We start from the raw sequence: 23,807 nt of genomic DNA, 5'->3' as shown, positions 1-23,807 counted from the left end.
CGGAGGACGGACGGCGACGCTTCAGCGACCGATGGGCGCCCAGGGTCAGACGTGCTCGGAGGGGTCGGCGATGTGGAGGTGGCCGGGCGGGGGGTGTGGCAGCGTGCGGGCGTCGGTGGTGCGCAGCCCGTCGAGGGCCAGTTCGAGGTAGCGGCGCCAAGCCTGCGGCTGCGCGGGCAGCAGGGGCGCCGCGGTCTGGTGGATACCGCCGAGCAGCAGCACGATGTCCGTTCCCGTGATGTCGCCGCGAACGGCGCCTTGTTCGCGTGCCCGAGCCGTGAGCGCCTCGGCGGATTCGCTGAGCCGGCCGATCGCGTCCCGTACTCCGGAATGTTGCAGGGACGGGCGTCCGATCACTTCGCAGAACGCACGGTCGGCGACGAGTTCCTCGACGCCGACGGTCATGAACTCCCGTAGCGCCGCCGCCGCGTCGTCGGCCTCCAGAAGGCGGTCCGCCGCGCCGATGAGCCGGTCGAGCATCTGAAGCATGATCGCCGCGAGCAGATCGTCCTTCGAGGCGAAGTGCCGGAAGACCGTGCCTTTGGCGAGTCCGGCGCGTTGGGCGATCTCACCCATCGACGCTTCCGTCCCCTGCTCGGCGAACGCCGCGCTCGCGGCCTCCAGGAGCAGCCGCCGATTGCGCACGTTGTCCGCTCTGCGGCCCGAAGCGGCTGTCGTCCCGGTCATACGCGTTCCTCCCCTTCACCGGCACCGATCCTACCACCAACGTGACCGGCCGGTCATTTTAGCTGTTACGCTCAACATGACCCGGCGGTCACTTTCTGCCGTCCGGCGGCATACCCGCGTCGCACCACACATTCTTTGGAGAAAATCGTGAACGACACCCTTGATGGAAAGATCGCCCTTGTCACCGGCGCGTCCTCCGGCATCGGGCGGGCCACCGCGCTCGCCCTGTCGAAGGCGGGGGCCAGGGTGGCCGTCGGGGCTCGCCGGACCGACCGGCTGAAGTCCCTCGCGCAGGACGCCCCCGGCGAGATACTGGTTCTCGAACTGGACGTCACCGACCGCCGGTCGGTGCAGGACGCGGTCGCGACGACCGTCGATCACTACGGAGCCCTCGACGTCCTGGTGAACAACGCGGGCGTCATGCTCAGCGGCCCGATCCTCGGTGCGGACACCGCGCAGTGGACACGCATGGTCGAGACCAACCTGCTCGGATCCATGTACGCGGTCCACGCCGCCCTGCCTCATCTGCTGCCGCGCAAGGGCGCCGTGGTGCAGATCTCCTCGACGTCGGGGCGTACCGCGTCGGCCGGCGGGGGTGTGTACGCGGCGACCAAGTTCGGCGTCAACGCCTTCTCGGAAGCGCTCCGGCAGGAGGTCACCGCCCAGGGCGTACGCGTCGTCGTCATCGAGCCCGGTTTCGTCGCGACGGAGCTGACCACCCATCTCACCGACCCGGCCATGCAGGCAGCGGCCAAGGGAATGGCCGACTCCATGCGGACCCTCCAGGCCGAGGACATCGCCGGCGCCGTCCTCTACGCGATCACCCAGCCCGCGCACGTCGCCGTCAACGAGATCCTCGTCCGGCCGACCGACCAGACGCGCTGAACGACGGGTCCGTAGGGCCACGCGGTCGCGCCGGCGCCCTTCCCGCGCTGCTGCGCCTGGCGGGAAGGGCGCGGGATGCAGCCGTCGCTCCCGATCCGTAGGCTGAAAATCGGTAGTGCGTGGCAGGACGGGCGCGGCACCCTCGTCCCGTTGCCATGCCGGATGTCGGGCCAGCTACCCAGTCACCGACAGCGACTGTGCCCCCGACGTGGAGTCGTTGATGACCACACCACGGGACCTGTTGCTCACCACGCTGGAAGTGGCGTCAAGCCGCCTTCCGGGACAGGGTGATCTGTCGCTCGCACTCGCCGGGGGCGAGCTGATCGATCTGCTGAACGCGCGAGCCGCCGCACTGGACGGCGATCACATCGTGCCGGACGAGAGCGGCGCAGTCGATGACCGTCTGTTGAACGAGGCGTCGGCAGCCCTCGTCCGGCAGGCGCCGTACGAGTCGGTCGAGGACTGGCTGTGGCGCAGGGGCCGCGGCCTGGCGGCCGTCTACCTCACTGCCCTCAAGGAGGAGGGGCAGATAACCCGGCGACGCCGTTCCCGTTGGACGCCTTTCGGAACCGGGCGGACCGTGCTGACCGATACGCCCGCCCGCCGCTCGGCGCGCGAACGCTGGACATCGAACGAGCCCGTCCTCGCCTCCCTCGGTACGACCCTCGGAATCCGCGACCAGGAGCGCCAGCAGCACCAGGAGGACCCGCAGGACAGGCCGGACCAGCAACTCGGAAGTCCCCCCGATGTGGCGGACGAGGCAGTGGAGACGGTGCTGGCCGTCGTCCACAACGCTGTGAGGGACCTGGAAGCCGAACGGCAACGGCGGTCCATCGAGGACGCGGCCTTCGACAACATCTGGCGAGGTCAATAAGGCCCCCTCGGCGGGCGGCACCGCCAGAACGGCTCCACCTCCGGGTCATTGCCGGGCCGGAACCGTCCATGATAGTCATGAAACTGACTAGTACCATCCATGACTATCCAGAGGTCGGGGCCACACCATGAGCACCGCAGACCGATTCCGCGAAGCCGTCGACAACCGCGACCTGTCGTCCTTGGAGGGCCTGTTCACCGAGGACATCCGCCTCTACAGCCCAGTGAAGTTCACACCGTTCGAAGGCAAGCCGATGGTGCTCGGCCTTTTCGGAGTCCTGCTGCGCACGTTCGAGGACTTCCGCTACGTCGGCGACCACACCGGCACCGCGCAGACCAGCGCGGACGGCACGTCCGCCCCGTCCGCGGTTCTGCTGTTCCGGGCCACGGTCAACGGCAAGGAGATCCACGGCATCGATCTGCTGCACTTCGACGACGACGGGCGGATCAAGGAATTCACCGTCATGGTCCGGCCCCAGTCCGCCGTCCACGCCCTCGGCGAAGCCGTACTCGCCGGGTTGGTGGCTGACGGACTCGCACCGGCACCCGCTGCGGCACCGATAGCGACACCGACACATCCGTAAGGCGTCCGTCCTCGAATCACGCGTCCAGTCGTGCGCGGATGAGCGTGTCGAGTCGCCGCCACGCCGGGGACGAGGCGTTGACCGTGTCCTGGATGAGGGCGGGGATCTCGGAGGCCGCATCCAACTGGGGCGGTTCGCCGGATCCGTAGCGTTCCCGGGTCGCCGCGGTGATCCGGTCGGCGAGGTCGTCGATACGGGGATCGTCGGCGCCGAGGCCGTACGCGTCGTCGTAGTCGAGGAACAGCTGCCGCAGCGCCGGGTCGGCCAGAGTCTCGCGCTGGTCGTCGAACAGGGCGACCGCGCGGTCCGGGTGGGTGGCGAACACGAGGATCCACAGGTCACGTTGGAGGTCCACCCACCGAGGCGTGAACCCCCAGCCGGCCAGGTCCCGCAGATGCGCCTCGACCTCGGTGGGCAGCGGCGACAGCCGCCCGCCGGCGAGTTGGCGCAAGCGCCACTGTGTTGCGCGAAGGCCACGGATACGGGCGGTCAGCTCGCCGTCGATGTCGTGCAGCGCCCGCTGGAACTCCTCGTCGGTCGCTGATCTCAGGTCCCTGATACGGGACAGGGGGACGCCGGCCTCGGCGAGCGTCCGGATCTTGATCAGGTCGACGGCGTCGTTCGCGCCGTACCTCCGATAGCCGGAGGCATCGCGGTCCGGCTCGGGGAGCAACCCTTTGTCGTGATAGACGCGGACGGTCTTGATCGACACACCGATGTACCTGGCCAGCTGCCCGATGGTGATCACCCGGCCATCCTGCCATTTGACCTTCCCCCAGGGGCAGGGCCGCACGATGGCGTCATGGCGAACATGAATGTCGATCGGGAGACTCTGCGCGAACTGGCCGACGACGGCAACGAGACGGCTCTGGACCGGCTGGCCGACCTCACCGACGCGGCCGGTGACATCGTCGGGCTGAGCGAGTTGCTGGACGAGGGATCCGTGCGTGCCGGGTTCCTGCTCACTCGACGCGCGGTCGCGACCGGCGACCTGCGCGAGCTGCGACGGATCTCGGACGCCGGGTACGACGAGGCCGGGAACGAGCTGGAACGGCTGTTGAAGGCGTCGGCCGACGAACAGCCGACCGAAGAGGAGAGGGAGCGAGGATTCGACAGACCGCTGTAGCGGCCGTGCGCACCACGCCTCGACCAATAACTCGACCAAGAAAGGTGACGACGACGGTCTCTTCAGATATCGATCGGCTTGCGGTAGCGCACGTACTCGTTCCGGCGCCGGAACCCCACGCTCTCGTAGAGATCGTAGGAGCGGTACGGATTGTCGCTGCCGGTGTACAGGCGGGCGGTACGCGCACCGTGCTCGCGGAGGCATCGCAACCCGTCGAGCAGCAGGGCCCGGCCGAGTCCCAGTCGCCTCGACTCCGCCCGGACGCTAAGTTCTCCGACTTCGCCGAGAGAGGAGCCCTCATGACCGAGGGGGTCCTGATGACGGAGGGAGCACAGGGCGACAGCCCCGACCGCGGTGCTCGGGCAGCAGATAGCCACGGTGCAGGTACAGCCACGTCCCGTCCCGCTCCTGCCACCACCGGACGGTCGCGTAGCCGACGGAGCCATCAGGGTGCTCGGCGAGGACCTGATTCTCGGACGGGTCGTCCAACTCGGCGCAGGCTTCGCCGATTTCGGCCGCTGTCGGGACTCCTTCCACGATTGAGCGGACGTCGACGCGATCCCGCTCGGCGCTGCCCAGCCGCACGGCGGCCATCGCACCGTGGTCCTCCTGGCCGCGATACGGCCGCAGGACATAACCGGGCGGCAGTCCCGCCGGGGCGGGGTAGCCGCCGGGGCGGGGTAGCCGCCGCTGCTCGCGCCCATGTCCAAGTCCCCTGCCCCGTCGGCGAAATGAATGCGACTCAGTCCGAAGTCGCGTACACGATGAGATTGTTCACCGGGTGCCCCTGGGCGTCGAACTCGCCGTCGCAGGTGATCAACCGCAGAGCGCGGTCCTCGGTCCGGCCGTAGACCTTCTCGGTGGGAAAGGAATCCTTGCCGACGGTCTCGGTGCCCGTGACGGTGAAGCGGGCCGGCTCTCCCCCGCTCCTGCTGACCGTGATGGCCGCGCCCTTGGTGATCTCCTTGAGATCGTGGAAGACGGCCTTGCCGAAGCGGGTGTTGTTGTGGCCGATGATGACCGCGGCACCGGCCTCACCGGGCACCGCGCCGCCGGTGTACCAGCCCGCGGTCATGCCCTTCTCGGCCGGGGGGACCTCTACGGTTCCGTCCGCGTTGAGACCGAGTTCCATCAGGGAACTGTTGACTCCGATCGAGGGGATGGCCACCTCGGTGGGAGCCGCGGGAGCCGCAGGCTCGCCCGCGCTCTCCGGCACGGTCGGCTGTGAAGATTCGCTGCCAGGGGCGGGGACCGGCGCAGTCGTGTCCGGGCCCGACCCGCAACCGCCCAGCAGGGCGAGGACCGCGGGTGCGACGAGGGCGAGGCGGACGGGGGCCGGCAGGGCGCCGAAGTTCCGTACCGGGTGGTGCGCAGGGGACACAGCGGGCTCCAGGGCAGGGCGCGGGACCAGGCGCCTGTCGTTCGGATCGGGACGGGCGAGTCCGGTGCGGGGCAGAGAGCGGACATGGCGTGATGACGCGGTGGCGCCGCCCTGTGAAGGGTGGCGCCACCGCGATGCGACGTCAGGCGGTGTGCCCCTCGGCGGAGCGGCGGCGCAGCACATAGGTGCCGGCGCCCGCGAGCAGCAGCACGCCGATGGCCGGGCCGACGAGGGGCGCCGTTCCGGTGTCCTCGGCCGGGGCCTCGCCCGCGGCGACGCCACCGCGCGGAGCCTGGTCGGCGGCCGCGGCCTTCTTCGCGGCCTCGGCCTTCGCGTCGGCGCCCTTCTTCGCGGCTTCGGCCCTCTTGTCGTCTGTTGCCTTCTTCGCGGCTTCGGCCTTCTCCTCGGCGGCGGCCTTGTCCTTCGGCGACTCGTCGGCCACCGACGCGGGCTGCGTCGAGGCGCGCTCGGAGGCAACGGCGGCGGAGACGGGGAGAAGCATCGCGCCTGCCGCGACGGCGGACAGGACGACGAGACGCGCGCGATGACGGTGGGACATGTACGGCTCCAGTTCCAGCCCGGTCTCGGTGGTACCTGAGTGCCGAATCGCACCAGGTTCCGGGCAGGGCTCCAGGCTGGCGACCACTTATGAAGAAGATGTCAGGACGTCATGTTGATCGCATCAGGGCCGGGCGGTGCCCTCTGCGGCACCCTCGGTCCCTCTGGTCTCTCCGGTCTCTGCGGTCTCCCCGGCCCCTCTGGCCCTTCCGGCCCCTCCGGTCCCGTCGCTCGCCGCCGTACCGCCGCCGGTGTCCCCGTCCTCCGCGCCACCACCGGGCACGGCCGGCAGCCGAAGGGTGAAGACCGAGCCCTGTCCCTCGGTGCTCACCACACTCGCCGTTCCACCGTGCGCCTCTGCGAGCTTGAGCACGATCGCCAGGCCGAGGCCGCTGCCACCGGTACTCCGGTTGCGGGACTTCTCCGCCCGCCAGAAGCGGTCGAACACGTGCGGAACGTCGTCCGCCGGGATACCCGCGCCGGTGTCGGACACCTCCAGGGCCACCTCGCCCCCGCCTTCGCCCCCGCCTCCGCCCCCGCCTCCGGGACCGCCCCCGGGACCGGTCGGGTACGAGCGCAGCGTCACCCGGCCACCGGACGGTGTGTGACGCAGGGCGTTGGACACGAGGTTGCTGACGGCCTGGCGCAGCCGGACCGGATCGGCGTGCAGCGACGGACCGGGCCGGCCGGGCGTCGCCCCGGTTACCGTGAGTGCGACGCCCGCCGTCTCGGCCGGTCCTTGGTACGCCGCGGCGACCTGGGTGAGCAGATCGTCGGCGACGACCGGCTCGGGATGCAGGCGCAGGGCGCCCACGTCGGCCGCGCCCAGGTCCTGGAGATCGTCGATGATGTGCTGGAGTTGTACCGCTTCCTCAAGGAGCGAGGAGACGAAAGCCGGGTCCGGGTCGGCCAGACCGTCCTGTGCCGCCTCCAGCCAGCCGCGGATGTTGCTCAGCGGGGTGCGCAGTTCGTGGGCGACGTCGCTGACCATGACCTTGCGCTGCTCTTCGAGCCTGGCGCGATGTACGGCCATGTCGTTGAAGGCCGCCGCCAGGCGTCCGATCTCGTTGTCCGGGCCGACGGGCACCGGCGCCGAGTCCAGTCCGTCCCGCATCCGCTGGGCGGCGCCGGTGAGCGCGTGCAGGGGCCGTACGAGCCGGGCCCCGGCGATGACCGAGACGCCGACGGTGAGCGCCAGGACGAGGGCGGTGACCCCGACGATGCGTGCGGTGTTCGCCGGTGAGAGGTCGAAGCCGGGCACGCCGACCGCGCCGGGGCCGTCGATGAACAGCAGCGCGGGCGCGGCGACATAGGCCGTGAGCTGCTCGCGCCGGGCGCTGCCCACGCAGGAGGCGATGGCGCGGTCGTGCCGGCTGTCGCGGGCCCGGGGCACGCCGCCCGCGGCCTCGGCGGCCGCGGCGGCTTTCCTGTCCGTGGCCGCCTTCTCTTCGGCCGTCTGCTGTTTGCTGATGTCCGCGTCGAACCCGGGAGGTTCGGTCTGGCCGTACCCCCGGTCCCAGGAGAGGTCCAGGTTGAGTGTCACGCCCGTACGCCCCTGGCGTTTCAGACAGGCGTCGGCGAGTTGGTCGAGCTCCCGGAGAGCCTTCTTCTCGGTCGGGGTGGGGCCCAACTCGGCGGTCAGGCACTTGCGTTCCAACTGGCGGTCGGTGTCGTTGCTCACGAACTCGACACGGGGCCGTCCGCTCGGGCTCTCGACGACATCCGCGGCGATGCCCACCGCGCTCAGGCACGCCACGTTCTCGGTGGTGGTCCGCCGCAGGTCGGCACGTTCCTTCGCGGGCAGCAGGAAGGGGCCGACCGCCCGCGGATCGACGCGGTCCGCGCCGGCGGGCGTGGCATCGGGTACCAGGAGCGTGTCGACGGACAGCGGGTCGACGACCGCCGATGCCTGGGCGGGCAAAGGGTCGGCGGACGAGGCGCCGGCGGAGTCGACGAGCGGTCGGCGGTCCTCGGTGGTGAGCGCGATCCGGCGCTCCGACTTCCGGGCCAGTTCGCGCACGGTGTCCTCGACGCCCTCCCAGCCGGGGTGGGAAGCCGCGTATCCCAACAGGGTGTTGTAGATCTCGGCGTCGGAGCTGAGGTCCTGTCCCTGTTCCTGCCGGATCGCTCCGGAGGTCGTCTGCACGGCGAGCCAGGCGGTGGCGGCGACCGAGCACGAGGCCACCAGCGCCGAGACGATGAGCAGTCGGCCGAGCAGGCTCCGCCGGATCGGGAGGCGGGGCCTCTCCCGGCTCCGGCGCAGCGGCGACCGCCGCCGCTGGTCAGGACTGGGCATGGCGTGCGTTCTTCGCGGGGTCCGTCAGCTTGTAGCCGACGCCGAACACGGTCAGCAGCCGGGCCGGGCGCCGTGGGGCGTGCTCTATCTTCTTGCGCAGATGCATGATGTGCACGTCCACGGTGCGGTCGCTGATGTACTTGTCGAAGCCGTGCAGTTCCTCCAGGAGCCGCTGCCGGGAGAAGACCCGGTCGGGCTCCGTCGCCATCGCGGCGAGAATCCGGAACTCGCCGGGTGTGCACACGACCGGCGTCCCCGCGACCGACACCTCGTGCCGGGCCGGATCGATCCTGAGCGTGCCCACCGACAGCGTCTCGTCCTCGACGACGACGACGGCGGGCGCGGGGCCGGTGGCTGGGCCGCCGGAACGCCGGTTGCGGCGCAGCAGCGTTCGTACCCGGGCCATCAGCTCCCGGGGACTGAACGGTTTGGTCATGTAGTCGTCGGCGCCCAGATCCAGGCCGAGCAGCAGATCGTCCTCGGTGCTGCGGGCCGTGAGCATCAGCACCAGCACCTCCCGGCACTCGGCGCGCAGGATCCGCACCACGTCGAGGCCGTCGGCGCGGGGCATCATCACATCGAGAACGAGCAGGTCGGGTTCCCCGCGCCGGACCTCCTCCAGTGCCGCGCGGCCGTCCGCGACGACCGTGACGGAGTGCCCCTCGTGCTCCAGATAGCGGCGCACGAGTTCGGCCTGTTTCACGTCGTCTTCGGCGACCACGATGTTTGCGCACACGCCGCCGATCGTAGCGACCGCGACGCCGGATGCGGTGACGGCGGTGCCAGCCTGCCGCGCGGGGAGGCCCGTTGGTCTCGACGGGCCTCCCCGCGCCTGACGTGTGCCGCTCAGGAGGTGACCGTGAGGGAGGTCAGAGCGGTGTCCTTGCCGGCCGGGGCACCGACCGCGAGGGCCACGTACCGGGCGGTGGTGGAGGTACGCAGTGCACCGCGCGCGGGCATCCGCGCCGAACCGCTGTAGGTGAGGCCGTCCGAGCTGAACTCGACGTGGGACACCGGCCCGTGGCCGCCTCGCCACTCGACGCGGATCTCGGTGACACGCCGTACGTCGCCGAGATCGACCACCATCCGGCCACCCGGTCCGGGCCTCCAGGAGGTGCGCGGGTCGCCGTCGACCGCGGCCCCGGGGTCTGTCATCCCGGACGGCAGCGGCGCGGTGGGGAAGGTGGTGCGGCCGAGTGCGAGATCGGCCAGCGGGTAGCCGGTCGCGCGCGGCACGGTCACGGTCGTGGTGCGGCCGGCCCGGACCGTCGCCACCACCCGGTGGCCCTGGGCCGAGACGACGACCCGGCAGGGCGGGCCGCTCAGCCGTACGGTGCGGCCGTCGACCACCTCGGCACGCAGCCCGACTGGAACCCCGGCGCGGGCGCCGACTCCGGAGAGGGTGATCCGCGGGGGCAGCAACACGGCCGACGCGGCGGCGAGTTCGGCCTTGTAGTCCGTGCCCGCCTCGGTGACGGTCTGGTCCCCCTCGTACAGGCGCACGTCGTCGTGGGCGTGCCCCGGAACCGAGACCGTGGTGGTGACGGCGTCCGCCGAGAGGTTGAACAGACTCAGGAAGTGGTCGGTCACGGCGGCCTTCACGTCCGCGGACCTGGCCGACGGGGTCTTGGCGCCGGCCGCGGCGCGCAACTCCTTCGCGTCCGCGTCCACGAGCCCCTCGACCAGTAGGCCTTCGGCGGGCCCGTCGGAGAGGACGACCGTGTCGCCGTACACCGCTATCGGGTTGGCTCCCCCGCGTACGACGAGGCCGGCGCGACCGTCGACATCCAGCCAGCCGCCCCGGCTGGTGAGGTCCGGCCGCGGCCAGACGACGAGGTCGGTCCACCGCTCTCCGTCGGCCGACCCCTGAAGCCGGTACGCGCGGCCCGCGGCGCTCTCCCAGCGCAGCGTCACCCGGTCCACCTCCGCGGACTCCCCCAGGTCCACGGCGATCCAGCTGTCGGCCTTCGGCCGGTCCGCGCGGGAGACCGCCCACCGGCTCGCACCGTCGCCGTCGACCGCGCGTACGGGTTCCTTGCCCGCGTCGAAGGAGGACGCGGACGCGCTCGCCGCTTCGCCGCGAGCCAGGTCGCTCCCCGAGGCGCCGTCCCGGATCTCGAAGGCGTACAGCGAATAGCCGTACGAGGGATCGGGCCGCACCCCCAGCATGCGCAGATGCCGGAACGGGGCACGGGGGAAGGAGAGTTCGTCGACACGAGGTCCGGCCGACGGGGATCCCGGCGCGTTCGCGACGACGGTCGCGCTTCCCTCCGCCACCCGGTAGGTGCGGGCGCCGTCCAGTCCCGGCATGCCGGGCATGTCGAGGTTGTGGACCGCGAGGTGGCCCTCTCCCGCGGCGGTTCCGGAGGTCGCGTACACGACGGCGCCGGAGGGAAGCGTGGTGAACCCGGCGTATGCGCCGCCCAGGGCGAGGAGGCTCGAACTGCCGTCGAAGCCGTCTCTCAGCCGGGTGTACGCGGTCACCGACCGCCCCGTGACCTTGCCCGTTGTCGTCGGGAGGAACATCGGTGTCGTGCCGCTCAGTTCGAACAGCCAGTCGTCATGGGCGGGCTGCCAGGCGAACTTCACGAAGCCCGCCTTGCTGACCGCCCCGGCCCACGCCCCGGCCGACTGGTGCGAGACCAGCCCCGGTCCTGTGCCGTGGTCGGTGACGCCGCTCGCGTACTCGAAGAACTCACGCTCGGAGAAGGGCTTTACGGCCGGACGGCCGGACGCGGCGCGCCACTCGTGCAGGAGGTAGCTGATCGCCAGCTCGGCACGCGCCTCCGGCTCGTACTTGGGCTCGCCCGAGAACTTGGCGATCCGGTACTGCGGCGGATACTCCTGGTAGGCGGCGAGCCGTTCGGCCAGCGCGACCTCGCAGCGTGCCGCGGCGCGGTCGCCGACGACCTGGGCGAGGAAGGCGAGAGGGATGACGTCGCGCCCGTAGAGGTGCTCCCGGTCGTCGACCATCGGCATCAACGGCTCACCGGCGTCGCTCATCACGCCGAGCAGCGTGCGCCACAGCGGACCGGCGTTGGGCTGCGAGGTCAGCACCTCGGGCAACTCCTGCCCGGCGATCAGGAAATGGGCGGCGTTGCGGGCGGAGGTGCGCCAGAGCTCCTCCTGGTAGTGCGGGCCGAACGATCCGTGGTTCTCGACGATGAACGTGTCGTACAGGTTCCGTGCGGTGTTGGCGCTGACGGCCACCCCGTCCACGCGTGCCGGATTCGCCAGGTCCGCGGCGGGCAGGCCCGCCTCGTTACGGCTCCAGCGGCCGAAAGCGGCACTCCAGGACGCGTGCCGCTCGTCCCCGGCGCCCCAGGCGAGACCGGGTGCCAACGACTGGGCGTAGACGCCCATTTCCTCCAGTTTGGTGTCGCCGTCGAACCCGCCGACCGCCCCGTTCGGGGTCCAGCCGCCGGAGTCCGGGTCGTTCTTCGTCCCCAAGTTCGCGGTGTACTGCGCCTGTTCGCGGGCGATGGTGTCCACGTTGCGGCGCGTCGTCTCGTCCAGGTCGTCCCACAGCAGGCGCGCCGCGAGTACGAAGTACGACTGGAAGGTGGTGTCGAAGAACAGCTTGCGGCCCCACTGGGTGCCGCCGGTCAGCCGGTTGGACGCCGCGAAGTGCTTCAGCGTGGCCAGGGTCCGCGTGCGCAAGGTGTCCTTGTCGACCCCGGTGCGCTCGGCGTCGTAGGTGCCCCGGCTCAGGAGAATCGCGTTCCCGAGCACGACCGCGAAACCGAAATCCTTGTTGGTGTAGTGCCCCTGCGCGGCGTCCCACTGGGTCTCCGACCAACGGGTGTGGGAGAGGAGGACGTTGTAGTACGCCTCGGCGACGGCGCCCGCCGGCTCCGGCTTCTTCCCGCCACCCCGACTCGCCGAAGTGGCCGAGGCCGGGCCCGCACCGAGCGCCATGGGCAGGGCGGTCAGCGCGCCGGACATGCCGATGAGATGAATCAGATGGCGGCGTGTGAGCCCCGTCGCTTGTTCAGGCATGTGACACGACCTCTTCTCGACAACGTTGTCAGGGGGGTGAGGGTCATTGTTTGGCCGAAACGCGCTCACGTCAAGGTCAACCGTTCTTCACGATTTGCGCGCTCGCCGACCCACCCGCGTGGTCGCCTCACCACGGAGATCTGCGGCATCGACGCCTAGGGCCTGTCGTTTGGATCAGGCCGGATCAGGGAGTGGGGTCTGGTGCGTGCGGTCGCAAGGCGGAGGAGGGAGACAACGCGGAGCGTTGGCGACCGACGACAACGCGGCGGGCGTGCGTGCCAGGGACCGCGACCCCGGCAAGATCCGAACGACAGGCCCTAGGCCGTTTCGTTCGGATCATCTGATCGTTGGTCCGGGTGTGCCGTTGACTGACGTGCAGTGGGCGCGGATTGAGCCGTTGCTCCCGGACCGGACGCCGAAGCGGGGTGGTCGATGGAGGGATCACCGGGAGGTCATCGACGCGATCGCCTTCAAGTTCCAGACCGGAACACAGTGGGTCCACCTGCCGGAGAAGTACGGCAACTGGAGAGGCGTCTACAACCGGCTGCGGATGTGGGCCATTGACGGCACCTGGGAGCGGGTCTTCACCGCGCTGATGGCCCAGGCCGACGCGGATGAGGACCTCAACTGGGCCGTCTCGGTGGACTCCACGATTGTGCGCGCTCACCAGCACTCCGCCGGTGCCCGCAAAAAGGGGCCCCGGCCGGCGAACCGCACGACCGCGCCATCGGTCGGTCCCGCGGCGGACTGACCACGAAGATCCACCTTGCCGCCGACGGCCACTGCCGCCCCCTGGCCTTCGTCCTCACCGCCGGCCAGGCCGGCGACGCGCCCGCCTTCACCGACGTAATGGCCCGTCTGCGCCTTCCCCGCCGACGAGGACGGCCCCGCACCAGGCCAGACGTGGTCCTGGCCGACAAGGCGTACTCATCACGCGCCATCCGCGACCACCTGCGCAAGCGCGGCATCCGGGCGGTGATCCCCGTCCCGGCGGACCAGCAGGGCCACCGGCTTCGCCGGGGAAGCCAGGGCGGCAGGCCACCTGCCTTCGACCGCAACGCATACAAGCAGCGAAACACCGTCGAGCGCTGCATCAACAAGCTGAAGCAATGGCGCGGCATCGCCACCCGCTACGACAAGACCGCCACCATCTACCTCGCCGGACTCCACATCGCAGGCATCTTCCTCTGGTCCGCCTGATGATCCGAACGACAGGACCTAGGTACGCCCCCGCTGTGCGGAACGAACAGAGCGATGAGTGGGACGAGCGCGCCTCGGAACTCACCCCGGAGGCTCAGGGGCACGTATACCGCATCGCACAGGAAGCGGCGATCGGACTGGCCGCCGACGGGCGGTCGCTGACCACGACGATCACGAGAGGTGACGGCCCGACAGGTCCCACGGAACGGGCAGCGGTGATGCCCTCGGCCCCCACCTCCGATGCCCGTCGGGCCAGTGGGAGCAGTGGTGATGAACTATGTCCCCGTCAATTCGGTGACCAGTTCGTCCAGTTCGTCGAAGCGCCGGTCGAATTCGTCGGTGTTCGTCGGCGGATCCCCGCCGGGTCGGTGGACGTAGGCGGTACGCATGCCGTTCGCCCGGGCCGCCCGGAGGTCCCAGGCGTGGGCGGCCACCATGAGCACGTGTTCCGGTGGGCAGCCGGCGGTGTCGATGGCGAGCCGGTAGACCTCCGGCGCCGGCTTGTAGGCCCGGACGGATTCGGCGGACAGGGCCTGGTGCCAGCGCAGCCCGGCATGTGCTCCGAGCCGCAGCAGGGTGGTGCGGCCGGCGTTGGAGAGGCCGACCACGGGGAACCGGCGCGCGATCCGGTCGAGACCGGCGACGGAGTCGTCCCAGGGTGGCAGGCGCCGACTCGCCGTGGCCAGGCGGGCGATGGCCGCCGGTTCGGTGAGTCCCGCGTGGTCGGCGACCAGTTGGGCGGCCTCCGCGTCGATGACGTCGGTACTGGCGTACGCGCGCCGGCCCTGCCCGACACGTCGCTGCTCGCGCTCACGGTGCCTCTGCCACACGGAGAGCGACTCGTCGACGAGGGAATCGCCGGACGTAGGCACGGCGGCACGAATCTCCGCTCGGAGCCCGCCTGGTTCGTCGACCAGTGTTCCGAGGACGTCGAAGACGACGACCTCGATGTCGCGGATGCCGGCCATACGTCCTCCTGTTCGCGCCGGTTCGTCACCGGCTCAGCAGGTGACGACCTTGCCATCAGCCCCGTCACCGGTCAAGATGGTGACGTGAATTTCGCGTACGTGAGCGGCAACCCGGCCCTCGATCTGGCCGGCACCGTGGGCTCTCGCCGGGACGAGCCCGTCGACACCCTGGCCACACCTGCGGACCTCGAACGGTGGGTGGCCGAATGCGACGAGCTTCCCGGCCCCGTCACCGCCGATGTCGCGGCCTTCCAGTCCGCGCGGTCACTGCGGGAAGCGATCTACCGGCTGGCTCACGACCGCGTGCTCGACCGGCCCTTCGATCCGGGCAGCCTCGAAATCGTCAACGCCGCGGCCACCGGACCGACGCTCACGATCGAACTGAGCGACGCGGGACTGCGCATGGCGGGAGACCTCGCCGCGGTGCTCTCCCACGTGGCCAGAAGCGGTGTCGCCGTACTCGCCGATCCGCAGGCCTGTCTCAAGGAGTGCGGTCGCACCGGCTGTACCCGTATCTATCTCGACCGCTCGCGCGGCGCCCGACGCACCTGGTGCGGGATGGACGAGTGCGGCAACCGCGTGAAGGCCGCCGCCTATCGAGCGCGCAGACGGGCTACGGGCGCGGCTCCCGGGGCCGCGCGGTAGGTCCGTGCGGTGGGCATACGCGGCGGGCGTACGCGCAAGGCGTACGCCCGCCGTTGGTTACGGCGCCCCGCTCAGCTGCCGCAGACCGGCACCGTCCGCACGAGTCCGCCGAGGTTCTCGTCGTCGGTGCCCAGAACGGCGTCGGCGGAGCCGGGCAGGCACTCCACCGCTTCGACCTTGTACTGCGGGAACGTCCCCAGTACGGCGGGGGACGCCGCGAGCGTGACCCGTACCCGGCCCGCCGCCGACACGCCCACCCGGCCCGCCTCGCTCACCGCGGAGTCGAACGGGCCGTCGTCTCCGGCGTCCGTCGCCGAGCTGACGATGATCCGTCCGGAGCCGGTCACCGAGATGTCGGAGATGTGTCGCGTGCCGTCGCCCGTCGGGTACGGCGCCCGGTACGCCTTTCGCGTGACGGCGCCGAACAGCGGCTGCCCCCACGAGGCGAACGTCAGCGGCGCCGCGTACAGCGTGGCGGGACGCTCCGCGCCGGCTCCCCGGTCCGCCCACAGCACGGCGAGTTTCCCCTGCTGAGCGACGAGGGCGAAGCTCTCGAAGTCGTCTCCCTCGCCGATCGCCGGCAGTGGTGAGTAGTCGACGACGGTCGCCGTGGAGGCGGAGACCTTGAGGCGGTAGACGATGCCGCGGCTGGTGAGTGCCAGATACTCCCCCGGCATGCCGGGCACGGCCTCGATGGCTTCCAAATCGACGGGTTCCGCCCCGTCCCAGGCGATCGGGGTGACGTCCGAGGAGTTCTCCCCATGGATGATCCGGGACAGGCGCTGCTGGCCGGACCGCTTGTTGTCGTGGACGATCAGCGCGTTCACGCCGGCCCCGTCCGCGGCGGGGCCCTCGTACGCGAGACCGCTGACACCGCTGCGCGCGTCGCTGCCGACCTTGTGCCACTCACCCTCCGCACCGGCCGGTACGGTGCCGAGGATCGTCAACAGCGCCGTCGCCGCGCTCATCAAGGCCGTGCGCTGGGTCATCGGGAGTTTCACCGGGTGGCTCGCCTTCTCCGTCCGCTGACGCGAGATCACGCGCCGGGCGTCAGATTATTGATCTTGGTGAGCGCGGCCCAGCGTCCGTTGCTCCATTCGCCGGAGCGCGAAAGTCGCACTCGGTTGCACGGGCAGCTCGTACGGTTCCGCTCCGGCGGCGCCCGGCGCCACGCGTGGAGCGGGCCGTACGTAGGCCGTAGGGACCGGGGTCAGTCGTCGCCGCCGGCCAGGGGGCCGGCGATGCGTTCGGCGACGGCACGGCGTAGCGCGGGGTCCAGTCGCGCGTCGGTGAGTGACTCGTACAGCCACAGGCCGTCGGCCGCGAGGCGGGCGATGAACCGGTCGAGCGCGGCAGGGTCGTCGGCGGCCGCCGCAGGCGGGGTCCAGCGTTCCATCACCGCGTCCCAGGGGGCCGCGTGTTGGGCGGTGGTCGACCCTTCGAGCATGAACAGCAACTCGGCGCGGGTGGCGCTCTGGATGGCGACGCGGGCGTAGGCGGCGAGCCGTTCGGTGGGTGTCGCCTCGGAGGCGGGCTTTCCCGCCGCCGCGATCATGTCGTCCTCCCACTGGTCGGCGAGGTGCTGATGGATGGCCTGGACGAGGTCGTCGCGGGAGGCGAAGTGGTAGAGGAGCCCGCCCTTGGTCAGACCGGCCTCCGCGGCGACGGAGTCGAAGGTGACGCTCTTGACGCCTTCGCGCTGCACGACGCGGGTGGCCGCCTCAAGGATCTGGGTTCGTTTACTGGTGCGCATGGTGTTCCTGGTGCTCCTGGTCCGGGGTGTCGTGGTCCGCGGGCGCGGTGAGGGCGGACAGAGCCGATCCGGGACCGTGGCGGCGCAGGAGAAGGCCGGTCACGACCGCGCCGACGGTGAGAACGGCTACGACCACCATCATCGCGGCGAAGTAGGCACCGTCGAACGCCTCCGACGCGGCGGTGATCAGTGCCGTGTCCGGCTCCGCCCCCTGCCCGGCCAGTGCGAGTGCGCTGTCGAGGCTGTCACGTGCCGTGTCCGGCACCCCGGCGGGAAGGTCGACGGTCGCGGTGTAGACGGCGGTGAGGAGACTGCCGAGCAGCGCGACCGCGATGAGACTGCCGAACTCGTAGGAGACCTCCTCGACGGAGGAGGCCATGCCGGCCCGGCGGGCCGGGACGTTGCCCATGATCGCGCTGGACGCGACGGACATGGCCGCTCCGAGGCCGGCGCCCGTGACGATCAGTCCGGTGACGAGCAGACCCGTACTGGTGTCGAAATTCAGCAGGATCAGGACGGCGCCGACGGTACTGAGCGCGAGACCGCCCGCGATGATGGGCAGCAGGCCGACCCTGTGCAGGATCGCGCCTCCGACCATGGCCGTCGGCAGTGCGCCCAGGGCGACGGCGGCGACCAGGAGCCCGGCACGCAACGCGGTGAACTCCTCGACGAGTTGGAAGCGCTGAGTGGTGATCAGCTGGATGCCGGCGATGGCGAACAGGGAGAAGCCGGCCGCGAGGACTCCGGCGAGGAACGCCCGGTTGCGGAAGATCGTGAAGTCCAGCAGGGGGTAGGGCAGTCGGCGCTGCCGCCGGGCGAATGCCCACCCGCCGAGGGCCGTTGCGAGTACGGCGAGAGCGATCACCGAGGGCGAGGGGTCCGTCTTCGCGGTCTCCTTGATCGCGAACACCAGGCCGACGAGGGCGACGAGCGCCAGGAGCGAGGACAGCAGGTCCCAACGCTTCGAGGAATCCGGGTCGTTGGGCGGCGCGAGGATCACGGTGGCGACGATCGCCGCGACGACGACGGGGACGTTGATGATGAAGACCGAGCCCCACCAGAAGCTCTGGAGCAGGAGTCCGCTGATGATCGGGCCCAGCGCACTGCCCACGACCGCCAGACTGCCCCAGACCGCGATCGCGATGTTCCGCTCGCGTTCGTCGTCGAAGGTGACGCGGATCAGGGCGAGCGTGGCGGGCATCATCGAGGCCGCGCCGACCGCGAGGAGACCACGCGCCGCGATCAAGGTCTCCGGACTCGTGGAGAACGCCGCGGCGAGCGAGGCGACACCGAAGATCGCCAGACCGGTCAGAAACATCCGCCGGTGCCCCACGCGGTCGCCCAGGGTTCCGCTGCCGAGCAGCAGACCGGCCATCACGACCGGGTAGGCGTTGATGATCCACAGGCTCTCGGAACTGCTCGCGCCGAGATCCTCCACCAGCGTCGGCAACGCGGCGTAGAGGATCGAGTTGTCCAGCGTGATCAACAGGAGCCCCGCGCTCACCACCGCCAGCAGCGACCAGCGTCTCTTCGTACTCAGAACCATCCGCGCACACCTCTTCATCAGCACTGCTCCGACTCCGTAACTGTACCTTACGAAAGGTATAGTTACGGACTCGGAGCAGTGCCGCGGCACGGGCGCGGGCCGCGAGGACCACGGGGTCGGACAGGCAAGGAAGTCCGATTCATGGTGTTCTGACCTCAGCGCCGAGCGGCTGAGGTATGGCCGCAGAGGTCCACTGCGAAGGAAGACATCGATGAGCGATCCGTCGGTCCCCGGTCCGCCCGGCGGGACACAGAGCGGCAGGCCGGGCGGCTCGCAGACCTCCGACCCCGGACCCACGGCCGACGAACCCGATCCGCACCGCTGGTGGGCGCTGGCCGTCATCGCGACCGCGCAGCTCATGGTGGTGCTCGACGCGACGATCGTGAACATCGCGCTTCCCTCGGCACAGCGCGCGCTCGGCATCAGCAACGGGAACCGTCAGTGGGTGATCACCGCCTACACCCTCGCCTTCGGCGGTCTCCTGCTCCTCGGCGGACGGATCGCCGACCTCGTGGGCCGCAGGCGTACGTTCATCATCGGCCTCATCGGGTTCGCCGGTGCCTCGGCGATCGGCGGCGCGTCCATCGGTCAGGAGATGCTCTATCTCTCCCGCGCGCTCCAGGGCGTGTTCGCCGCCCTGCTGGCGCCCTCCGCGCTCTCCCTGCTCACCACGACCTTTCCCGCGGGCAAGGAGCGCGCCCAGGCCTTCGGCATCTTCAGCGCCATCGCGGGCGGCGGCTCAGCCATCGGGCTGCTGCTCGGCGGCATCCTCACCGAATGGCTCAGTTGGCGGTGGTGCCTGTACGTGAACGTCCCCATCGCCCTCCTCGCCGTCATCGGCGCGTTCACCCTGCTCAAGGAGCGCGCGGGCACCAAGGGCGCGCACCTCGACATCCTGGGCGTCTTCCTCGGCTGCGGGGGTCTCGTCGCGATCGTGTACGGATTCAGCCGGGCCGAGGCGATCGGGTGGACCTCCACGGAAGTGCTCACCGTGCTGAGCATCGGCGTCGCGCTGCTCGTCACGTTCGCCTGGTGGCAGACCAGGTCCTCCGGCCCGCTGCTGCCGCTGCACATCGTCCGGGAGCGCAACCGCGGCGGTTCGATGATCGTGATGGCGATGACGACGATCGGCCTGTTCGGCGCGTTCCTGTTCCTGACGTACTTCCTGCAGACCATCCTCGGGTACTCGCCGCTCAGCGCGGGCCTGGCGTTCCTGCCGCTGTCCGCGGGAATCATCATCGGCTCGACCCAGATCTCCGCCCGGCTGCTCCCCCTCGTACCGCCGCGCCTGCTGCTGGTCCCCGGTCTGCTGCTGAGCGCGGGCGGCATGTTCTCGCTGACTTTCCTCGACACCCACTCCACCTACGCGGGGCACATCCTGCCGGGCACCATCCTGCTGGGCTTCGGGCTCGGACTGACCTTCCTGCCCATCATCTCGACGGCCACCAGTGGGGTCGCCCCGAAGGACTCGGGCGTCACGTCGGCGACGGTGAACACCGCGCAGCAGGTGGGCGGTTCCATCGGTACGTCCCTGCTGAACACGATCGCGACCACCGTCACGGCCTCGTATCTGACCAGCCATCTCGCCGCGGCAGCGCGCGAGGGCGGCCTGACACCGGCGGAGCGGACGCGCATCGTGAACACCGGCACGGTGCACGGCTTCACGGTGGCGATCGCCTGGGCGGCGATCATTCTCCTCGCGGCCGCGATCCTCGGCGCCATCATGATCAACGGCAAGTCACCCAGGGCCCGCGCGGCGGAGGAGTCGGCCGCCTAGCGCCCTCCCGCCGCAGGCGCCACGGGAGCATCGCCGTCCCGGCCACGTGCCGGCTACCGCCTACTGCGAGGGGACAGTGGCACCGGCGGCCGGTTCCGGGGACGGAGACGGGGACGGGTCGGCCGGCGGCTCCTGCTCCGGGTCGGTGAGCTGCTCCCGCATGTAGTTCCAGACCACCGCTATGAGCGCGGCGACCGGTACGGCGAGCAGACTGCCGACGATGCCGGCCAGGCTGGCGCCCAACGTCACCGCCAGCAGGATCACCGCCGCGTGGAGGCCGAGTCCCCGGCTCTGGATCATGGGCTGGAACACATTGCCCTCGAGCTGCTGCACCACGATGATGATCGCCAGCACGATCAGCGCGTCCGTCGGGCCGTTCGACACCAGCGCGATCAGCACCGCGACCAGTCCGGCGAACAGCGCGCCCACGACCGGCACGAACGCGGAGACGAAGGTGAGCACCGCGAGCGGGAGCACCAGTGGTACTCCCACGATCCAGAGCCCCAGACCGATGAAGACGGCGTCCAGCAGACCGACGAACGCTTGCGACCGTACGAACGCTCCCAGCGTGTCCCAGCTCCGCTCCGCGACGACCGGGAGGTGGGTGGCGAGCCGGCCGGGCAGCTGACGGGTCAGCCACGGCAGGAACCGCGGCCCGTCCTTCAGGAAGAAGAACATGAGGAACAGCGCCAGAACAGCGGTGACAACACCATTGACCACGGTGCCCACGCCCGTGACGGCAGCTGTGACGATGCTGCCGACACTGTCCTGAACACGGGCGACCCCGGTGTCGAGCGCACCGGAGATCTGGTCCTCCCCGATGTTCAGCGGCGGCCCCGCCGCCCACTCCCGTACCTTGTCGATTCCGTCGCTCACACCGTCCGTCAGCTCGCCCGACTGGGATGCCACCGGTACCGCGATCAGCGCCACCACACCCGCCGCGACCAGGAGGAAGAGCAGCGTCACCGTGGAGGCGGCCAGGGCCGGGGGCCACCCGTGCCGGCGCAGGAAGCGGGCCACGGGCCAGGTGAGCGTGGTGAGGAGCAGGCCGACCACGAGCGGCCACATGATCGACCACATCTGCCCCAGCAGCCACACCGCCACCCCCGTCATGACGAGGACGACCAGCAATTCAACGGAAATGCGGGCCGAGGTACGTAGCGCGGCGCGGCTCTTCGCGGAGTTCAACGAGGCAGACATGGAGGTCACCCTAAAGGCACTCGGTCCGCGCGCCTTCCGCGCGCCGCCATTCAAGACCGTCTCCGGACGTCTCGCTCGACCCGGAGCTGCCGGGTGGGCGGGCAGGCAGGTGGGGGGCGGCGGCGCGGCATTAGAGTGACGCGGTGACCTCTCTGCCGGAAGACCGGCCGCAACTGATCAGCGACGAAGACCGCGACACCGCTGTGCGGCGTCTGCAAGAGGCGTACGCCGAAGGGCACATCTCGCACGAGGAGATGGACGAACGCCTCAACCACGCGCTCACCGCCAGGACTCGGGGCGATCTCGCGCCGGCGCTGGACTCGCTCCCGGCGGAGAAGGCGCCCACCACGTCCACGATCGCCGCCGCCGGCGGACGCATAAAGAGGCGTGGCGCATGGCGGGTGCCGCGGACCCTGAAGGTCGAGTCGGCGTTCGGCAGGGTGCGTCTGGATCTGTCCCGGGCGATCATCGAACACCCCTTGATCGAGATCGAGTTGCAGATGGGCACCGGCGGGGCCAGGATCACGGTGCCTCGTGACGCGATCGTCGACATCGAGGGTCTGCATAGTGGGTGGAAGGACGTGCGGTACAAGCCTCGTCGGCCTTCCGGCCCCGGCGGGCCGACGATCCGGATCACCGGTGTCATGGGGTACGGACGGTTGAAGATCCGCCACGCGTGGCGTTGAGGCGAGCCTTCAGGATGAGAACGTGACGCCGTCCGAAGGCGGAGGCGTCAGCCCGGATCCCGTCCGAGCGCGGCCACGGCCCATTTCGCCCGGGTGGACAACTCGCTGAGTGCCTTGGCGTGTTGCCGGGCGATTGTCGACAGCAGTTCCCTGCCGTGCGCCATCGTCTCGCGGGCCAGTGGGGCGTCGCCGGCCTCGGCCGCCGCGAGCGCCAGTTCCAGGTGCTGCTCGGTGATCAGGCGACCGAGGCCGCGACGGTGCCACTGCGGCACGGTCCCCACCGCCGTCCGTGCCCGCTCCAACGCCCTTCGTGCCGCGGCCAGATCACCCTTGCGGCGCTCCAGCCGGGCCAGGACGTGGGCCGCCGCCGCCCGGTCGCGGTCGGTGTCCTGGAGGGAGAGGAAGAGGAACTGGGCGCGGGCCGCCTGGGCGTGGTCGCCGAGTCGCTCCAGCGCCTCGCCCAGTCGGCCGAGCAGTTCGGCGTCGGCGGGGCCGGTGTCGTCCAGCAGGCGGATGAGGGCGACCCGGGCGTGTTCGATCCGGCCCTGGCGGCGGGCCAGTTCGATCCAGGTGAACGCGCTCTCCGTCTCCGGGTCCCGGCCGTGGCGGCCGGCGTCCATGGTTCGTGCCCAGTCGCGGGCACCCTCGGCGCCCGCGGCCTGTCCGTCCGTCGCGGCCCTCACCAGCGGCAGATCCTCCCGCTCGCCGTGCAGCGCCACGAGCATCGCGGCGATCCGCCGCTCCGTGTACCACTCGGTGCGCTCGGACGTCTCACGCTCCAGAAGTAGCCGCAGCAGGGGCAGGTCGCCGTCCCGGCGGTCGTACTGTGCGGCCCGCACCACGCCCGCGCGCAGCACCGGGTCGGCCAGGGCCTCGTCGCACGCTCCGGTTTCGCCCGCCCGTACGCGCGCGAGCGCCGCCCGTCCCGGAGCGAGCACGACGTCCCGCAACGGCCGGCGCCGCGATTCGTCCGTCAGCCGATAGGCCCCGAGCTCCGTCGAGTTGAGCAGGAGATGGTCGGGCTCCGTGCGGTCGACCGCCGCTTCCATCAGGGCGACGAGCTCGGTCAGGGGGCGGTCGGGAAGCCCGAGTCCGGTGAGCAACGCGGTGCGGTGCGTGTCCAGTTCGGGGGCGAACTCCGCGCGCGCCTCGGCGTCGCCCGCGTCGACCGCCGCCCGCAGTTGCTCCTCGTCGAGGTCGCCGGAGATGCCCTCGCAGTACCAGGGCAGCCGGACAAGCATCTCCAGTGCCTCGGAGACGCTGTCGGCGATGAGCACCGCGTCGCCCTCGGAGGATGCGTGCAGTACGGCTGTGCCTCCGCACAGGAAGTACGTGCCACCCGTGTCGTCCCCCGCGATCGGCTCCAGGGAGGCTCCGGAGGCGAGATGGACCTCCTCGACGTGGTATGCCCGGTCCACATCGAAATCGAAGGGAAACGCCGCGAGGGCGGCCAGATCGGGGCGGGTGCGGAGCAGACGCAGTACGCGGTCGGTCATACGGCCGAACCCTAGCGGGGCGTTGCGGTGGGGCGATTGGGGTGTCGGTGGGCGGGCGGGGACGCGTCCGGGCGTACCCGTGCGGGCCCCCGGGCGTACTCGCGTGGAGCCGATGTCATTGTGCGGGCGGCGCTATGTCCGGCGGGT

The 23,807-nt window shown here is 70.6% G+C and carries 21 protein-coding genes and 1 pseudogene; 8 read left to right on the top strand and 14 right to left on the bottom strand.

Translation table 11 applies throughout. The features are described 5' to 3' along the window. Window positions 1-45: 45 nt before the first annotated feature. A complete protein-coding gene (locus tag ACFWHU_RS33360; protein WP_387229573.1) occupies window positions 46-687 on the bottom strand; it encodes a TetR/AcrR family transcriptional regulator in 642 nt (213 codons plus the stop codon). A 147-nt stretch (window positions 688-834) separates the two neighbouring features. Between ACFWHU_RS33360 and ACFWHU_RS33355 the strand changes: the two genes are divergently transcribed. The 3 genes from ACFWHU_RS33355 (at window position 835) to ACFWHU_RS33345 (ending at window position 3,029) form a co-directional block, all read left to right on the top strand. Next, a complete protein-coding gene (locus ACFWHU_RS33355; protein WP_387229571.1) occupies window positions 835-1,572 on the top strand; it encodes an SDR family NAD(P)-dependent oxidoreductase in 738 nt (245 codons plus the stop codon). Between the two features lie 220 nt (window positions 1,573-1,792). Beyond that, entirely contained in the window at window positions 1,793-2,446 is a 654-nt protein-coding gene (locus ACFWHU_RS33350; RefSeq protein WP_385803885.1) for a GPP34 family phosphoprotein, read from the top strand. A 127-nt stretch (window positions 2,447-2,573) separates the two neighbouring features. Continuing rightward, window positions 2,574-3,029 carry a nuclear transport factor 2 family protein gene (locus ACFWHU_RS33345; protein WP_387229569.1) on the top strand — a complete coding sequence of 152 codons (456 nt, stop codon included), beginning with the start codon at window positions 2,574-2,576 and terminating at the stop codon, window positions 3,027-3,029. A 16-nt stretch (window positions 3,030-3,045) separates the two neighbouring features. On the opposite strand, the gene ACFWHU_RS33340 is transcribed toward ACFWHU_RS33345, so the two are convergent. Continuing rightward, window positions 3,046-3,777: a MerR family transcriptional regulator gene (locus tag ACFWHU_RS33340; RefSeq protein ID WP_387229567.1), complete on the bottom strand. Its 732-nt coding sequence runs from the start codon at window positions 3,775-3,777 to the stop codon at window positions 3,046-3,048. Window positions 3,778-3,831: 54 nt separating this feature from the next. On the opposite strand from ACFWHU_RS33340, the gene ACFWHU_RS33335 reads away from it, so the two are divergent. Continuing rightward, on the top strand, window positions 3,832-4,155 hold the full coding sequence (locus tag ACFWHU_RS33335) for a hypothetical protein (RefSeq protein WP_387229565.1): 324 nt from the start codon (window positions 3,832-3,834) through the stop codon (window positions 4,153-4,155). A 62-nt stretch (window positions 4,156-4,217) separates the two neighbouring features. On the opposite strand, the pseudogene ACFWHU_RS33330 reads toward ACFWHU_RS33335, so the two are convergent. The 6 genes and pseudogenes from ACFWHU_RS33330 to ACFWHU_RS33305 form a co-directional block, all read right to left on the bottom strand. Beyond that, window positions 4,218-4,749: pseudogene (locus ACFWHU_RS33330) on the bottom strand (GNAT family N-acetyltransferase). A gap of 148 nt (window positions 4,750-4,897) precedes the next feature. Then, window positions 4,898-5,536: a class F sortase gene (locus ACFWHU_RS33325; protein WP_387229563.1), complete on the bottom strand. Its 639-nt coding sequence runs from the start codon at window positions 5,534-5,536 to the stop codon at window positions 4,898-4,900. Between the two features lie 142 nt (window positions 5,537-5,678). Further along, on the bottom strand, window positions 5,679-6,095 hold the full coding sequence (locus tag ACFWHU_RS33320; RefSeq protein ID WP_387229561.1) for a hypothetical protein: 417 nt from the start codon (window positions 6,093-6,095) through the stop codon (window positions 5,679-5,681). A gap of 123 nt (window positions 6,096-6,218) precedes the next feature. Then, entirely contained in the window at window positions 6,219-8,390 is a 2,172-nt protein-coding gene (locus ACFWHU_RS33315) for a sensor histidine kinase (RefSeq protein WP_387229559.1), read from the bottom strand. After that, the gene (locus tag ACFWHU_RS33310; RefSeq protein ID WP_387229556.1) at window positions 8,377-9,126 is read right to left on the bottom strand and encodes a response regulator transcription factor; all 750 of its coding nucleotides are present in this window, start codon (window positions 9,124-9,126) and stop codon (window positions 8,377-8,379) included. Before ACFWHU_RS33310 ends, ACFWHU_RS33315 begins: the two co-directional genes overlap by 14 nt. Window positions 9,127-9,236: 110 nt before the next feature. Beyond that, the gene (locus ACFWHU_RS33305) at window positions 9,237-12,389 is read right to left on the bottom strand and encodes a discoidin domain-containing protein (RefSeq protein ID WP_387229554.1); all 3,153 of its coding nucleotides are present in this window, start codon (window positions 12,387-12,389) and stop codon (window positions 9,237-9,239) included. A 343-nt stretch (window positions 12,390-12,732) separates the two neighbouring features. Between ACFWHU_RS33305 and ACFWHU_RS33300 the strand changes: the two genes are divergently transcribed. After that, window positions 12,733-13,589, top strand: a protein-coding gene (locus ACFWHU_RS33300) for an IS5 family transposase (RefSeq protein ID WP_387229589.1) whose coding sequence is annotated in 2 segments (ribosomal slippage) — window positions 12,733-13,087 and window positions 13,087-13,589 — 858 coding nt in all. Because the reading frame shifts where the segments join, the coding sequence is not laid out codon by codon here. Between the two features lie 275 nt (window positions 13,590-13,864). Here the strand turns inward: ACFWHU_RS33300 and ACFWHU_RS33295 are convergent. Then, window positions 13,865-14,557: a haloacid dehalogenase type II gene (locus ACFWHU_RS33295; RefSeq protein WP_387229552.1), complete on the bottom strand. Its 693-nt coding sequence runs from the start codon at window positions 14,555-14,557 to the stop codon at window positions 13,865-13,867. An 84-nt stretch (window positions 14,558-14,641) separates the two neighbouring features. Here ACFWHU_RS33295 and ACFWHU_RS33290 point away from each other — a divergent pair, with 84 nt between their 5' ends. Continuing rightward, complete coding sequence (locus ACFWHU_RS33290; protein ID WP_387229550.1) at window positions 14,642-15,202, top strand: CGNR zinc finger domain-containing protein; 561 nt, start codon at window positions 14,642-14,644, stop codon at window positions 15,200-15,202. A 71-nt stretch (window positions 15,203-15,273) separates the two neighbouring features. Here the strand turns inward: ACFWHU_RS33290 and ACFWHU_RS33285 are convergent, their stop codons facing one another. From ACFWHU_RS33285 to ACFWHU_RS33275, 3 genes are all read right to left on the bottom strand, one after another. After that, entirely contained in the window at window positions 15,274-16,191 is a 918-nt protein-coding gene (locus tag ACFWHU_RS33285; protein ID WP_387229548.1) for a hypothetical protein, read from the bottom strand. A 221-nt stretch (window positions 16,192-16,412) separates the two neighbouring features. Continuing rightward, window positions 16,413-16,955, bottom strand: coding sequence for a TetR/AcrR family transcriptional regulator (locus ACFWHU_RS33280; RefSeq protein ID WP_387229546.1), 543 nt, complete (start codon window positions 16,953-16,955; stop codon window positions 16,413-16,415). Then, on the bottom strand, window positions 16,942-18,501 hold the full coding sequence (locus tag ACFWHU_RS33275) for an MFS transporter (protein WP_385803847.1): 1,560 nt from the start codon (window positions 18,499-18,501) through the stop codon (window positions 16,942-16,944). Before ACFWHU_RS33275 ends, ACFWHU_RS33280 begins: the two co-directional genes overlap by 14 nt. 211 nt (window positions 18,502-18,712) lie before the next feature. On the opposite strand from ACFWHU_RS33275, the gene ACFWHU_RS33270 reads away from it, so the two are divergent. Beyond that, window positions 18,713-20,278 carry an MFS transporter gene (locus ACFWHU_RS33270; RefSeq protein ID WP_385803845.1) on the top strand — a complete coding sequence of 522 codons (1,566 nt, stop codon included), beginning with the start codon at window positions 18,713-18,715 and terminating at the stop codon, window positions 20,276-20,278. A 60-nt stretch (window positions 20,279-20,338) separates the two neighbouring features. On the opposite strand, the gene ACFWHU_RS33265 is transcribed toward ACFWHU_RS33270, so the two are convergent. Beyond that, on the bottom strand, window positions 20,339-21,478 hold the full coding sequence (locus tag ACFWHU_RS33265) for an AI-2E family transporter (RefSeq protein ID WP_385803844.1): 1,140 nt from the start codon (window positions 21,476-21,478) through the stop codon (window positions 20,339-20,341). A gap of 143 nt (window positions 21,479-21,621) precedes the next feature. On the opposite strand from ACFWHU_RS33265, the gene ACFWHU_RS33260 reads away from it, so the two are divergent. Next, a complete protein-coding gene (locus ACFWHU_RS33260; RefSeq protein ID WP_387229544.1) occupies window positions 21,622-22,164 on the top strand; it encodes a DUF1707 domain-containing protein in 543 nt (180 codons plus the stop codon). Window positions 22,165-22,211: 47 nt separating this feature from the next. Here the strand turns inward: ACFWHU_RS33260 and ACFWHU_RS33255 are convergent, their stop codons facing one another. Next, on the bottom strand, window positions 22,212-23,660 hold the full coding sequence (locus ACFWHU_RS33255; RefSeq protein ID WP_387229542.1) for a hypothetical protein: 1,449 nt from the start codon (window positions 23,658-23,660) through the stop codon (window positions 22,212-22,214). Between the last annotated feature and the right edge of the window lie 147 nt (window positions 23,661-23,807).

Origin of the sequence: Streptomyces sp. NPDC060366 (genome assembly GCF_042725135.1) — a bacterium.
GTDB lineage: Bacteria > Actinomycetota > Actinomycetes > Streptomycetales > Streptomycetaceae > Streptomyces.
Note: the sequence above shows the minus strand (reverse complement) of the source record. Positions and strands in the feature narration are given on the sequence as shown.